Origin of the sequence: Gilvibacter sp. (assembly GCF_013214815.1) — a bacterium.
In the GTDB taxonomy this organism is placed as follows: domain Bacteria; phylum Bacteroidota; class Bacteroidia; order Flavobacteriales; family Flavobacteriaceae; genus Gilvibacter.
This window is the reverse complement of the sequence record NZ_JABSPU010000070.1, coordinates 1-13835: the sequence shown is the minus strand read 5'-3', so window position 1 is coordinate 13835 and position 13835 is coordinate 1. Positions and strand designations below refer to the sequence as shown.

Genomic DNA, 13835 nt, shown 5'->3' with positions numbered 1-13835 from the left:
TTCTGGAAAATCGACCTTAATCAAAACCCTCAACGGTTCCTTAACTCCTTTAAGCGGAACACTTCTTTTTGACGACCAAGAAGCACAAGACTTAAGCTCTGGCGAACGCGCAAAACTGCTCAGTGTGGTACTGACCAAGTCTCCGATTTCTCTAAATCTGAGTTGTTATGAGCTCATTGCACTAGGAAGACACCCTTAAACCAATAGGATGGGTATGCTCAACGATCAAGACAAGCAACGCGCATTATTGGCTCGTGCTATTGCTCAGAACACGCCATTGATCATCTTGGATGAACCCACAACTCATTTGGACCTGCATCACAAGTTTAAAATGCTCAAATTAATGCATGAATTGGCAGCAGAAGGCAAGACGATTATTTACGCCACGCACGATCTGGAACAGGCCTTGGATCTCTGTGATGAGTTATTGATCATTCAAGGGCAACAGATTGAAATGCACAGCCCGAAAGCAGCTATTGAAGCTGGGATCATTCAGCAGTTATTTCCAAAGGAAACCGTGGAATTCGACCCGGCAAACAAACGCTTTTTCCTCAATAAGTAAGGATTTATAAATTCTATCTTTCCGCAAGCTAAAAACTAAGAAAGTTCAAAAGGCTTCCCTATCTTTATCAAACTATGACAAGCGAAGTATTTTTATTTGTTTTACTAGCGATTCTCTGCATGATCTTTGGCGCGTTTATTGGCAGTCGCCTGGCACGACTTAAATTCAATGTCAGGACTGCAGCCTTAGAAGAACGCCTGCATCAGGAACATTTGCAGATCGAAAAATTGGACGAACAGTTCAAAAACGCCTTGTTGGATAAAGAAAGTCTGCGGGAAGAAAAAGAATTTCTAGGCAAGGAACTCACCAAGCAGAATGCCGCTTATGATCACCTGAAACAACGCAGTCTAGAGCAGCAGGAAGAGGTAGAAAAACTGCAAGAAAAGTTTGCCAAGGAATTTGAGAACTTGGCCAATAAGATCTTTGATGAAAACTCCAAAAAGCTCACCCATAGAAATAAGGAGAGCATTGAGACGATCTTGAATCCGCTGCAAGAAAAGATCAAAACCTTTGAGAAAAAGGTAGAAGATACCAACAAGGAAAACATTGTAAAGCACACCGAGCTCAAGCAACAGATCAAAGGGCTGATGGAACTCAACGAGCAAATGAGTAAAGAAGCCACCAACCTGACCAAAGCCTTGAAGGGCGACAGTAAAATGCAAGGGAATTGGGGAGAATTGGTCTTAGAACGCGTGCTAGAGAAATCTGGTTTAGAAAAAGACCGAGAATATTCCGTGCAGTCTAGTTTTACCACAGAAGACGGGAAACGAGTACTTCCCGATGTGATCATTCACCTGCCTGAGGGCAAAAAGATGATCATTGACTCCAAGGTGACCCTTACGGCCTATGAGCGCTTTGCTAGCGAAGAAGATGAATCGCAGCGCCCAGCACTACTCAAGGAGCATATCGGATCCTTAAAACGCCATGTGGATCAATTGAGCGAGAAGAACTATCAAAACCTCTATCAGATAGAAAGTCCTGATTTTGTACTGTTGTTTGTTCCCATAGAACCGGCATTTGCATTAGCTACTCAGGCAGAACCCACGCTCTACAATTGGGCCTTTGAAAAGAATATTGTCATTGTGACTCCCACTACCCTACTGGCGACCTTGCGTACCATTGACAGCATGTGGAACAATGAAAAGCAGCAGCAGAACGCCTTGGAAATTGCCAAACAAGCCGGTGCGCTTTACGATCAGTTTGTCAACCTAACGGATGATCTTTTGAAAGTCGGCAAACAGCTGCAAACCGTTACAGGTACTTATGAGACCAGCATGAAAAAACTCACTGGTCGCGGTAATCTGATCACCCGAGTGGAAAAGATCAAAAAGCTCGGAATCAAACAAACCAAGCACCTCAATGAGAACTTGCTAAAACGCGCAGAGTCTGATGAAACTGATTAAGATCATTGAGATTATGGGTTATGGCCTGTTCAGCTTTGTAATGTGGTGGGCAGGAATAAGTACGCTTATGGGTAAGAAGATGCAGTCAGTGATTGATTCCTATGGCGGAGCAATGAAATTCTTTGGAATCCTGGCGTTGCTTATAGCTTTAGTGCTCAGTTATATTACGGTCAAAAAGTTAAGAGAGTATCGCAAAGGAGATTTTACTTGAAACCAACCATCAAAACATAAAAAAGGCGCGGAAATAAAACCGCGCCTTTTCTTTTATATGTCCTAGAATTACTTGGTCAAGTACATCTTACGACGGGAGTACAATTCATAGAACTCATCGTCTTTAAGACTTTCAATAAACAGGATGGATTCTCCGGTACTCTTCATCTCTGGCCCTAACTGTTTGTTTACATTCGGGAATTTGTTGAAAGAGAAGACTGGTTGCTTAATAGCGTATCCTTCTAGCTGCGGATTGAATTCAAAATCTGACAGCTTTTTGTCTCCAAGCATCAGTTTGGTCGCGTAGTTCACATAAGGTTCTCCGTAGGCCTTAGCAATAAACGGAACCGTACGTGAAGCACGCGGGTTGGCCTCAATGATGTATACTTTATCATCTTTGATGGCGAACTGAATGTTGATCAATCCCACCGTATTTAATGCTAATGCGATCTTCTTAGTGTGATCCTTGATCTGTTGCATCACAAACTCCCCTAAGTTAAACGGTGGCAGGGTCGCATTAGAATCTCCGGAGTGAATTCCACAAGGTTCAATATGCTCCATAATACCGATGATATAAACATTCTCTCCGTCACAGATCGCATCGGCCTCTGCTTCAATAGCTCCGTCCAAATAATGGTCCAATAACAGTTTATTGTTCGGGATCTTACGCAACAAGTCAACCACGTGGGCTTCTAGATCTTGTTTGTTGATCACGATCTTCATTCCTTGGCCTCCAAGTACGTATGATGGACGTACCAAGAGTGGGAAGTCCAATTCATCAGCCAAGTCTAGGGCTTCATCCGCAGTTTCAGCCACTCCAAACTTAGGATAAGGAATATTGTTGTCTTTAAGCAAAGTCGAGAAACTTCCGCGGTCTTCTGCCAAGTCTAAAGACTTATAGCTTGTACCCATGATCTTGATGCCATAACGGTCTAACTTCTCAGCGAGTTTTAGCGCCGTTTGCCCTCCCAACTGTACAATAACACCTTCTGGCTTCTCATGACGAATAATATCATAGATGTGCTCCCAGAATACAGGCTCAAAGTAAAGTTTGTCTGCTACATCAAAGTCGGTAGACACCGTCTCTGGGTTACAGTTGATCATGATGGTCTCGTAACCTGCCTCAGAAGCTGCTAGTACTCCGTGTACACAGCAATAATCAAACTCGATCCCTTGACCGATACGGTTCGGTCCAGATCCAAGTACAATGATCTTCTTTTTATCTGTGACAGGACTGTCATTCTCTACAAAGGTCTCTCCCTCTGGAGAGGTCATGGTGTTTTCAAAGGTTGAATAATAGTAGGGAGTCTGTGCTTGGAATTCCGCAGCACAGGTATCTACTAATTTGTATACGCGACGAATATTCAAGTCTTCGCGCTTGTTGTAAACCTCACTCTCTAAACAACCCAGCATATGCGCGATCTGACGATCTCCATATCCTTTTTGCTTTGCCTCCAAGAGCAGATCTCTACTCAAGGAATCAATGGTGAAGTTTGAAATTTCTTTTTCGAGTTGATACAACTCCTCGTATTGCTTGAGGAACCACATATCAATCTTAGTGATCTCATGGATGCGTTTGAGTGGGATTCCCAACTGGATCGCGTCATAGATCACAAACACACGATCCCAACTAGCGTGGGTAAGCTTGTCAATGATCTGATCGTAGTTGGTATAGCCTTTCCCGTCAGCTCCCAGACCGTTTCTTTTGATCTCAAGCGACTGCGTTGCTTTATGCAATGCTTCTTGGAACGAACGTCCAATTCCCATCACCTCTCCTACTGCCTTCATTTGCAGTCCTAGGTTGCGGTCAGATCCTTCAAACTTGTCAAAGTTCCAACGCGGGATCTTTACGATCACATAGTCCAAAGTCGGCTCAAATAAGGCAGACGTGGTCTTGGTGATCTGGTTTTCCAATTCATCCAAGTGATAACCCATTGCCAACTTAGCGGCGATCTTTGCAATTGGATATCCAGTTGCTTTCGAAGCCAATGCAGAAGAACGAGAAACCCTCGGGTTGATCTCAATAGCGATGATCTCTTCCTCATCGTCTGGGCTAACGGCAAACTGCACATTACATCCTCCTGCAAAGTCTCCAATAGAACGCATCATGTGGATGGCCATATCACGCATCTTCTGGAAGGTTCTATCAGAAAGTGTCATAGCGGGAGCAACAGTGATGGAATCCCCTGTGTGAATTCCCATCGGGTCCATATTCTCAATGGTACAGATGATCACCACATTGTCGTTGCTGTCTCTAAGCAGCTCCAGTTCGTATTCTTTCCAGCCCATCATGGCCTTATCGATCATCACCTCATGTATAGGTGAGATCTCCAAACCGCGACTGAGTGCCTCATCAAACTCCTTCTCATCATAAACAATAGAAGCTCCTGCCCCACCAAGGGTAAAGGAAGCTCTAATACAGAGCGGGAATCCAAATTCTTGAGCAATTTCTTTTCCTCTTAAAAAAGAAGTCGCTGTTTCTTGCGGCGCCATACCAACACCGATCTCAGTCATCAGGTTACGGAATTGCTCACGATCCTCTGTAATATTGATCGCATCGATATTAACTCCAATGATCTCTACATCAAAATCAGTCCAAATACCTTTCTCGTCAGCTTCAATACAAAGGTTCAAAGCAGTTTGCCCTCCCATGGTTGGCAATACCGCATCAATTTGCGGATGCTCCTTGAGTATTTTTACAATGGATTTGGTGTTCAGCGGCAAGAGATACACATGATCGGCCATGGATGGATCCGTCATGATGGTTGCCGGGTTGGAGTTGATCAGAATGGTTTCGATTCCGTCTTCGCGCAGTGAGCGAAGTGCTTGTGATCCTGAATAATCAAATTCACAGGCCTGACCGATGATAATTGGCCCCGAGCCTATGATAAGGATGGACTTGATTTTTTCGTTTTTTGGCATGAATTCTCGCTGGTTTAAAAATCGTATAAAATTACGGCTATGTAGGCATAAAAAAAAGGTGTTGTTTAAAGAAACAACACCTTTTTATATACAGATTATCAACATTATTTTTTGTGACGTGCTTCAGAAGACACGGTTAATTTCTTGCGGCCTTTAGCACGTCTTGAGGCCAATACCTTACGGCCATTTACAGACGCCATGCGCTCTCTAAACCCGTGCTTGTTTCTTCTTTTACGTTTCGATGGCTGAAAAGTTCTTTTCATCGTCTGTTATCTTTAGTATCTTCTTGAATGTATTCTTATGACCTCTCTCAAAGTCGGCTGCAAATATACAATCATTTTTTTCTTTCACAAAGGCATGCTGAAAAACTTTTTTTCCTTAAAAAATTAGTTTCTTTGCACACTAATACTTCATCTAATGAATTTCTTCAAAACAACCCTGTTTTTGTTACTGATTTCGGCCTCCACAGCCTTTGGACAGCAAAAATTGGGATACAATCTTAAAAAAGGAGATCAATTCAATCTGACCCAGAAGTCTTTGCAGACCATTAAGCAGAGCATCACGGGTATGGAAATTGAGCTTGTGAATGATATTTACGCAGAATTTCTACTTACGGTTGTGGAAGTAAACAAGGATTCCTATATGATCGAATTTGAGTTTACCAATTTTGCTTATGAAATGCGTTCTGATACTATGGGGCCTATGCTATCGGTGGATACATCTTCTGAAGAATACGATGAAAACGATGTAACGCAAACCATCTTCAGAGGATTACTCAATGTTCCAATGACCTTTGAGATGCTTAAGACCGGACGCATCATTGATATCACTGGTGGTGATGCTTTGATCGACAATATGTTGAAGAAATCAGGCATAACGGATGAAATGCAATTGGCCGCGATGCGTCAAGGCATGGAAAAAGAATACGGCGGTCAAAAGATCGCTGCTGGATTTGAGCAATTCACCTATATCTATCCTGAAGGCAAAAAGCGCAAAGGAGATACCTGGGAAACAGAGATCGATGGTGACCTAAAAGCACAGCATGTTTGGACCTTAGAATCCTTCAATCGCAATATTGCAAATATTGTGGGTACGGCCGACATTCAAATGAATATTGATTCGGGAACCACTAAGATTCAATGTGAAGGAACACAGACCACACAGATCGTGGTAGACTCGGCACACGGTTTTATAACCAGTTACCACTCAGAATCTACTGCAGATGGAGAATCCTTTGCAGAAGCTTTAGGAGACGAAGCCATCCCAACCTCAATCACAACAATTACAGACTATACCATTAATAAGTAATGTTTAATAAGTATATAAAACTCGTATTGGCCGGCGCACTTGTTGCCGCTGCCGTTTGGCAAATGACCGAAGACTACATAGGCAATGGGATCATGTTGATCCTTTTAGCTGGTGTATTTGTGTTTCTTTACTTTAAGAACGAACTCATCTTACTGGCCTTCTTAAGACTGCGTAAGCAAGACTTTCCAGGAGCTAAAAAATGGTTGGATAAGATCAAAAACCCTGAGGCTGCTTTAGTGCGAAAACAACAGGGATATTACAATTACCTCAATGGGATGATGGTTTCACAGACCAATATGAATGAGGCTGAGAAATACTTCAAAAAAGCCATTAGCCTAGGATTGAACTTGGATACGGATCTAGCCGTGGCCAAAATGAACCTAGCTGGAATTGCCATGACCAAGAACCGCAGAAGAGAAGCGCAGGCCCTACTCACCGAGGCTAAAAAGCTGGACAAGCACAATATGTTAGGGGATCAACTCAAGATGATGCAGCAGCAAATGAAGAAAGGCGGACAGCCAAGACAACAGTTTCAGCGCGGCGGTAGAAGACGATAGAAGTAAGAAAAATACTTCTTTTATTGGGCTAAAAATTTGGTAATCAAGCGATTTTACTTAATTTACCCCCAAGAATCTACCCCTATCTGCCTATGGTGAAACTAATACACCTAGTGCTTATTCTCCTATGTACTAAGGCCTTCTCGCAAGGGACAGACCCTAGACGACTATTCTCCTACAAGATCAAAGAGCAACTTAAAGAGTACTCTTTAAATGCAGATAACGCCTATGAGCTCAAAGACTACGAGCGCGGCGCCTTCCTGTTCGATTCTTTAGTTAAACACGTGGTAGTGAACAGTTATATGGACAATTTCAAGTTCAAAAAACTGTCGGGCCGCACGGTCTACTTTCACGATTATAAAAAGCCAGTTTTCTTAATGACCTATGCGTCTTGGTGTACACCAGGGAACGGAGAGATCCCTGCGCTGAATAAGGTTGTAGAGCAGTATCATCCTTATATAGATTTTGTGATCTTATTCTGGAATACCAAAGCACAGGTTAAAGCGGTAGCTAAGGAGTACCACCCTAAAATGGACGTGGTTTATATTGATGAGACCGAAAACATTCACGATCACGTGATCATTAGTATGAAGCATAGCTTGGGCTTCCCTACCTCCTTCTTTATTTCGTCGGATAAGCAAATTTTAGACGTGCGCCGCGGGGTACTCCATCCCTATTCAGAAGAATATGAAGTCTCTTATTCTTTGAACTACGATGCCTTTCTAAAGGGTATCGCGCTCTTATTTACCAAGGAAGAAGCTCCCTATCCAGAATCCTTATTAGGACAGAACTAAGGGCTATTGCCCCATGCTATACACGCCCTCTTTAGGTATTGTAATGGTGTATTTCTTGCGTGAAGCGTTCTTGAGATAAGTATCTCTCAACCACGGATTGTGCAATTTCAAGATCTTGTAATTGATGTTGAATTTCTTGGCAAAAGCCGGCATATCCGTAATCGCAGAGTCTATCACTACCTCATAAGTCGGTATGGGCTGATACAGATCTTGATCTCTAAAGTTGAATCCGTATTTCTTCGGATTGCTCATGATCTCTTTAAAAGCAAGTATTCTAAAGAGATAACGACTGGTCTCATCGTTAAGCAAGAGGTCGTAATAGCTTCCGAATGCATCCTGACGCTTTTGTTGTTTGCTGATTCCGGCGTTACCTGCATTGTAAGCGGCGGCAGCCAAAGTCCAACTTCCAAAACGCTCTTTGGACTTTTTCAGATATTCTGCAGCTACCTTAGTAGAAAGCTCTAGGTTGTAACGCTCGTCAACGTAATCGTTGATCTCTAAACCGTATTCACGCCCGGTAGACTTTAAAAAGTGCCAAAAACCAGCAGCCCCAGCAGGAGAACGGTTATTTTGCAAGGCGCTTTCAGCCACAGCTAGATATTTAAAATCATCTGGGAGACCGTATTTCTTAAGTAGTGGTTCAATTACTGGGAAATATCGCTTGGCGCGCTTCATGATCAACAGCCCATTAGACTGCCAATAAGTGTTTACCAAGAGTTCACGGTCCATACGCTCACGAATGTCAGGATCATCCAGTGGAACTGCTTCTCCAGCAAAACTCATTTCATCCGGCAATGGCAAGGCGTAAATATTGTAATCATTGACAATCTTTACCTCTAAATTCTCATCGGTTGGCGCGTCTTGTACTGCATTGATCATCAAACCTCCGCAGCAAACTACCAACACCAACATTATCGTTTTGTAATACTTCTTCATGATTCACTAATTTTCCCAGAATAAAGATAGCAAATACGCGCAGTTAGCGCAATACTTAGTTTTTGTTTAACAGCTTGAGCAATTGCTGGGTTACTGATTTGGCCCGATAGATGACCATAGCATGAGTTCCTCCGGCCACTGTCGCTGCGCCCTGAATGTTTTTGATTGGAAAAACAATGTCCTTATCGCCGTGAATATGCGCCACTTCTGGATCTGGTGTTTCTCTAGGCCAGCAGATCATCATTTTTATTGCCCAATCCAAGTACTGCTTATTTCTGACTGATAGAAACTTATCGTAAAGCTCCAGACGTTTCTTAGAACGTGGACCAACAGCAAAGCGCTTTAGGTTTCTACTATTGACCACCAAACCCGTTGGCAACACCTGATAGAGTTTACTTTTTTGAGCCAAAGCAAATCTCTTGGGTAACTCCCCTCTTGATTTGACACTCGAAATAATAATGACTTTGGCTTCAGGCAAAAAAGCCTTCATCTCTTGAGCCATAACACCACCAAAGGAAACACCAACCAAATAACCGGCCGGTTCATCTACCCGGTCTGCCATGCGTTTGGCATAATCCTCTAGAGATTCCTCCTGATTCGGGATCATCCACTCCAAAATGATGACCTTAAAACGATCTGCTGGTAAATGGATGTTTTCAAAAATCTCGGGGCCGGCAGCCATGCCAGGGATCAGATATACATGTACAAGAGGTTGGTGCATCTGCGGTTTCTAGTTAAAAATCAGGGCAGAAAAAAAGAAAATTCGTACCTTTGCGTGGTAAAATTAGCAATATTTCTGATGAGATTTGCGAGCTTTTACAACAGATTTAACACCAATTAGCAGACTAACTAACTGGCTTATTATCAGCAGATAAATAAATGTGGTGTTCCATCTACTACCAACCCAAATTTTACTTATGCTGCGCGGTACTGGAATTTACTAACAGTTTCAGCGAGACCATCTGGTAATTTTAAAAAAATTGAAATGATGATTGAAGACGTAGAGATCAACGACAACGAATTCTTAAGACAATTTGAACTTGAGGTTGGTGACAACATGGCCAGAATTGAATATTCCCTTCAAGAAAGAAAGATCTTCCTTACCAAATACTTCATGCCAGAAGATATGGAGGAACAAGGCTTTCGTGATATTTTCATCAAAGCTGTATTTAAGGAAGTTGAGGATCGCAACATCCGCTTAGTTCCTACTAGTCCTGAGATAGCGTCATTTATGCGCAAAAACCGAAGAATCTATAAAGATCTACTCCCCGTAGGAATTTCTATCTAATCCGCGCCGGCCTCCCGGAGTATTTCAAAACGCACAAACCCTTCTTCATCAATCTCGCTCAGCTGTACCTGATGCAAGGTGTTGACTAGTGCCGGATCCCAAGGCATTCTAACTTTTACATAGTTTTCTGTGAAGCCGTGGATATAGCCTGATTTGTTCTCGCCTTCAAAGAGCACAGTGCGTGTGCTTCCCAATTGCGACTCGTAAAAAGCACGACGTTTTTTTACCGATAGTCCGCGCAACATTCGTGAACGTTTGGATCTTATCCTTTGCGGCACAGGATCAGCCATGCTGGCTGCCTCTGTATTGTCTCGCTCTGAATAAGTAAAAACGTGTAAGTAAGAGATATCGAGCTCGTTCAAGTAATTGTAAGTCTCCAAAAAATGCTCCTCCGTCTCTCCCGGGAATCCAACAATCACATCTACCCCAATACAAGCGTCAGGCATTACTTGGCGAATTCGCGCTACACGCTCGGTGTACAAAGGCGTCAAATAACGTCTTTTCATGCGTTTTAAAAGAGCATCGCTACCACTTTGCAATGGAATATGGAAATGCGGCACAAAGCTTTTAGAGCTCGCGACAAAGTCTATAGTCTCATTTTTAAGCAAGTTGGGTTCGATGGAAGAAATACGCAAACGGTGAATTCCTGGAACCTCATCCAAGGCCTTTACCAGATCCAAAAAGGTGTGTTCGTGTTTCTTATTGCCAAATTCCCCTTTGCCGTAGTCACCGACGTTTACACCTGTCAGAACGATTTCTTTAATGTCTTTGGAGGCGATCTCTGCAGCATTCTTCAAAACGTTTTCAAGCGTATCACTTCTAGAAATCCCCCTTGCTAAGGGAATGGTGCAATAGGTACACTTATAATCACAGCCGTCTTGAACTTTCAGAAAAGCACGGGTTCTATCACCAATAGCATAAGAACCGACGTAAAAGTCTGCCTCGTTGATCTCACAGGAATGTACTTGACCGTAATCATTTTTGCTCAGATCATTGATGTAATCTAAAAGCTTGAATTTCTCAGTGGCTCCTAAAACTAGATCCACACCGTGAACATCCGCTAATTCTTGTGGCTTGAGTTGCGCATAACAACCAATGGCAGCCACAAAGGCCTCCGGGTTGGATTTCTGAGCCTGTTTTACAATGGTTTTAAAGCGCTTGTCGGCGTTCTCAGTAACCGAACAGGTGTTGATCACATAAATGTCCGCAGGTTCGCCAAAATCAACACGCTCAAAGCCCTCCTGTACAAACCCTCGGGCAATTGTAGAAGTCTCTGAGAAGTTCAATTTACACCCCAAGGTGTGAAAGGCGACTTTCGGTTTCTTTTTATGTGCAACTTTTAAAGACAAATCAACAGGCTATTTTACTATCTTTATCAGCATATGCGTATGCAGATTCAGCGGGCAAAATTACAATTAAATTACAGGAACTTAAAATTAAAGGGCGGTATATCCCCGCTTAACTTTTTTGGGTGTTTACTGTTGATTTTTAGCCTGTTGAGTTGTGGAACCGAGTCCGATTCTGAACGCGATCAGCTCGTCTTTCGCTACAACGAACACAGCAATATTTCTTCTCTAGATCCCGCTTTTGCTCGCAATCCTGCCAATATCTGGCCGGCCAATCAGCTTTTCAACGGACTCATTCAGTTGGATGACGAATTGAATATTCAACCAGACATAGCCAAATCTTGGACCTATAACGACAGTACCTTCACCTATAGCTTTACGCTGAGATCCGATGTCTATTTTCATGAGAATCCTGCTTTTAGAGATCAAAAGTCTCGTAAAGTGGTTGCCGCTGATTTTGTGTATAGTTTTAATCGATTGATCGATCCAAAGATCGCCTCACCCGGTCGCTGGGTAATGAATCCTGTTGCAGAGATCACTGCGGCCAGTGATACGGTAGTGAACATAAGACTCAAAGAGGCCTTCCCCCCTTTTTTAGGGATGCTAGGGATGCGTTACTTTTCAGTAGTTCCCCAGGAAGCGATCGATTATTATCAAAACGATTTTAGAAAGAATCCGGTAGGCACTGGTCCTTTTGCGTTCAAGCTCTGGGAAGAAAATGTAAAACTGGTTTTACGCAAGAACCCGAACTACTTTGAAACCGACAGCGCCGGTAACCAACTGCCTTATTTGGAGGCAGTAGCGATTACTTTCCTGCCTGATAAGCAAAGTGAATTTTTGCAGTTTGTTCAAGGAAATTTGGATATGGTGAACAGTTTGGATAATTCCTATAAAGATGAGATCCTCACTGCCGACGGCAAACTAAGATCTAAATATGAGGAGCAAGTTACCCTGCTAAAGAGTCCATTTTTAAATACGGAATATTTGGGCCTGTTCTTGGGAGACAGCACAAGCGTTTTGCAATCCAAAGCCCTTAGACAGGCAATCAACTATGGTTTTGACCGTCAAAAAATGATCACCTATTTGCGTAATGGTGTTGGTATTCCAGCGGAACACGGCTTTATTCCTAAAGGTCTTGCGGGTTATAATGAAGCGATTGGTTACAACTATAACCCAGAAAAAGCCCTTGAGCTTTTGAATCAATACAAAAAAGAAACGGGCAATATGCAGCCCAAGATCACCATTGGCACCAACAGCCAGTATTTGGACTTTTGTGAATACATTCAACGTGAATTGGAGAAAATTGGCATTGGGGTTAAAATTGAAGTAATGCCGCCTTCTACCCTGCGTCAGATGAAATCCAGTGGAGAACTCAATATTTTTAGGGCCAGTTGGATCGCAGATTACCCGGATGCGGAGAATTACCTCTCGCTATTCTACAGTAAATACTTCACGCCCAACGGCCCAAATTACACCCACTTTAAAAGCGCTATTTTTGACAGTTTGTACCAAACTGCACTTAATGTTCCAGATATCTCGGATCGACAGATCCTCTATAAGAAACTGGATTCTATTGTAACAAATCAAGCGCCAGTAGTACCATTATATTACGATATGGCCTTGCGTTTTGTCAGTAAAGATGTGGAAGGCCTCGGGATCAACCCGCAGAATTTCTTGGTGTTGAAGCGGGTCAAAAAGAAGTGAATTAACAAACAGGCTTGCCTATGGCTTTTTTTGGTGGTGCCGTTCAAGCCATGATTACCTCTCTAAAGAACAACAAACGGGAACGTAAGTCCCGCTTTGATGATGGACAGGTTTATAAGCCCGGCACTTACGGTAAGTTTGAAGATCACAAAAAATTCACTCCAGCGCAAATGGCCGCTTTTCAAAAAAAGGTCAAAGAAGCGAGACGAAAGCTCTTTTTAAAACAGTTGTTTGTCTTTAGTGTGATCTTTTCAGTGATCGTGGGCTTTTTCTATTATATCATGTTTGTGCGCTAAGCTTACACTTTTTTGAAAAGAAGATGGTTAAAAGCGGCTTTTCGATTTTGAAATGGACGGTGTGAAAATTATGGGGTTTCCAACCCCTCCCCAATTAAAATTAGCTCAAATTTAAGCGCGGATGAATTTGTCCAAGTCGGAATTCATCAAACTGTACTTAACAACCTCTGCATAGCAGCAAATTGTACCTACCAACCTCAGTGTAATAATAAACTGCACATAATTACACCACTACAAAGTGCTGAATTCAAAAAGTCCTCATAGCAAAATGCAAAGCATTAAGCGAAGAGCACTCTTAGTTATTAGGGAATTAAAAATAAAAGACTAATCCCGACGCCATTTAGCGGTCTGCTCAAAGACGGCTTCCATGATCTTTTGATCGGCCTCGGTGAATTCTACCTTTCGCCGACCCATCATGGCCTTTGCCGTTTCAAAAGCTTTGTTGGTCTTGTAAGTTACCATGCCCGATGAACCGCCCCAACTGTAACTTGGGATAAAATTACGCGGAA

15 protein-coding genes and 1 pseudogene are annotated in these 13835 nt (G+C 42.7%); 10 read left to right on the top strand and 6 right to left on the bottom strand.

Annotated elements, in window-relative coordinates:
• The 4 genes from HRT75_RS12210 to HRT75_RS12195 form a co-directional block, all read left to right on the top strand.
• Positions 1-199: ABC transporter ATP-binding protein (locus HRT75_RS12210; RefSeq protein WP_291187132.1), on the top strand; the 199-nt coding region annotated here is incomplete at its 5' end.
• A 9-nt stretch (positions 200-208) separates the two neighbouring features.
• Positions 209-562, top strand: a complete 354-nt coding sequence (locus HRT75_RS12205) for a hypothetical protein (protein WP_291187129.1) — start codon at positions 209-211, stop codon at positions 560-562.
• Positions 563-636: 74 nt separating this feature from the next.
• Entirely contained in the window at positions 637-1965 is a 1329-nt protein-coding gene (gene rmuC, locus HRT75_RS12200) for a DNA recombination protein RmuC (RefSeq protein ID WP_291187126.1), read from the top strand.
• The gene (locus HRT75_RS12195) at positions 1952-2176 is read left to right on the top strand and encodes a hypothetical protein (RefSeq protein WP_291187123.1); all 225 of its coding nucleotides are present in this window, start codon (positions 1952-1954) and stop codon (positions 2174-2176) included. Before rmuC ends, HRT75_RS12195 begins: the two co-directional genes overlap by 14 nt.
• A gap of 68 nt (positions 2177-2244) precedes the next feature.
• On the opposite strand, the gene carB is transcribed toward HRT75_RS12195, so the two are convergent.
• Both carB and rpmH read right to left on the bottom strand, forming a co-directional pair.
• Complete coding sequence (gene carB, locus HRT75_RS12190) at positions 2245-5097, bottom strand: carbamoyl-phosphate synthase large subunit (RefSeq protein WP_291187120.1); 2853 nt, start codon at positions 5095-5097, stop codon at positions 2245-2247.
• 104 nt (positions 5098-5201) lie between these two features.
• Positions 5202-5360, bottom strand: a complete 159-nt coding sequence (gene rpmH / locus HRT75_RS12185) for a 50S ribosomal protein L34 (RefSeq protein ID WP_272833302.1) — start codon at positions 5358-5360, stop codon at positions 5202-5204.
• A 154-nt stretch (positions 5361-5514) separates the two neighbouring features.
• On the opposite strand from rpmH, the gene HRT75_RS12180 reads away from it, so the two are divergent.
• The 3 genes from HRT75_RS12180 (at position 5515) to HRT75_RS12170 (ending at position 7756) form a co-directional block, all read left to right on the top strand.
• Entirely contained in the window at positions 5515-6405 is an 891-nt protein-coding gene (locus HRT75_RS12180; protein WP_291187116.1) for a DUF6263 family protein, read from the top strand.
• The gene (locus HRT75_RS12175) at positions 6405-6962 is read left to right on the top strand and encodes a DUF2892 domain-containing protein (protein ID WP_272833300.1); all 558 of its coding nucleotides are present in this window, start codon (positions 6405-6407) and stop codon (positions 6960-6962) included. Before HRT75_RS12180 ends, HRT75_RS12175 begins: the two co-directional genes overlap by 1 nt.
• Positions 6963-7054: 92 nt before the next feature.
• Positions 7055-7756 (top strand): TlpA disulfide reductase family protein, encoded by a 702-nt coding sequence (locus tag HRT75_RS12170; RefSeq protein ID WP_291187112.1) that lies wholly within the window; start codon positions 7055-7057, stop codon positions 7754-7756.
• A gap of 3 nt (positions 7757-7759) precedes the next feature.
• On the opposite strand, the gene HRT75_RS12165 is transcribed toward HRT75_RS12170, so the two are convergent.
• Positions 7760-8692 carry a lytic transglycosylase domain-containing protein gene (locus HRT75_RS12165; RefSeq protein ID WP_291187109.1) on the bottom strand — a complete coding sequence of 311 codons (933 nt, stop codon included), beginning with the start codon at positions 8690-8692 and terminating at the stop codon, positions 7760-7762.
• 55 nt (positions 8693-8747) lie between these two features.
• The gene (locus tag HRT75_RS12160; protein WP_291187106.1) at positions 8748-9413 is read right to left on the bottom strand and encodes an alpha/beta hydrolase; all 666 of its coding nucleotides are present in this window, start codon (positions 9411-9413) and stop codon (positions 8748-8750) included.
• A gap of 267 nt (positions 9414-9680) precedes the next feature.
• Between HRT75_RS12160 and HRT75_RS12155 the strand changes: the two genes are divergently transcribed.
• Positions 9681-9980 carry an N-acetyltransferase gene (locus HRT75_RS12155; RefSeq protein ID WP_291187138.1) on the top strand — a complete coding sequence of 100 codons (300 nt, stop codon included), beginning with the start codon at positions 9681-9683 and terminating at the stop codon, positions 9978-9980.
• On the opposite strand, the gene mtaB is transcribed toward HRT75_RS12155, so the two are convergent.
• Positions 9977-11329 (bottom strand): tRNA (N(6)-L-threonylcarbamoyladenosine(37)-C(2))-methylthiotransferase MtaB, encoded by a 1353-nt coding sequence (mtaB, locus tag HRT75_RS12150; protein ID WP_291187103.1) that lies wholly within the window; start codon positions 11327-11329, stop codon positions 9977-9979. The genes HRT75_RS12155 and mtaB overlap by 4 nt on opposite strands.
• 39 nt (positions 11330-11368) lie before the next feature.
• On the opposite strand from mtaB, the gene HRT75_RS12145 reads away from it, so the two are divergent.
• Complete coding sequence (locus HRT75_RS12145; protein WP_291187135.1) at positions 11369-13030, top strand: ABC transporter substrate-binding protein; 1662 nt, start codon at positions 11369-11371, stop codon at positions 13028-13030.
• A 20-nt stretch (positions 13031-13050) separates the two neighbouring features.
• Positions 13051-13326, top strand: coding sequence for a hypothetical protein (locus HRT75_RS12140; protein ID WP_291187100.1), 276 nt, complete (start codon positions 13051-13053; stop codon positions 13324-13326).
• Positions 13327-13650: 324 nt separating this feature from the next.
• Here HRT75_RS12140 and HRT75_RS12135 read toward each other — a convergent pair.
• Positions 13651-13835, bottom strand: a pseudogene (locus HRT75_RS12135) (glucose-1-phosphate thymidylyltransferase); the annotation flags it as partial.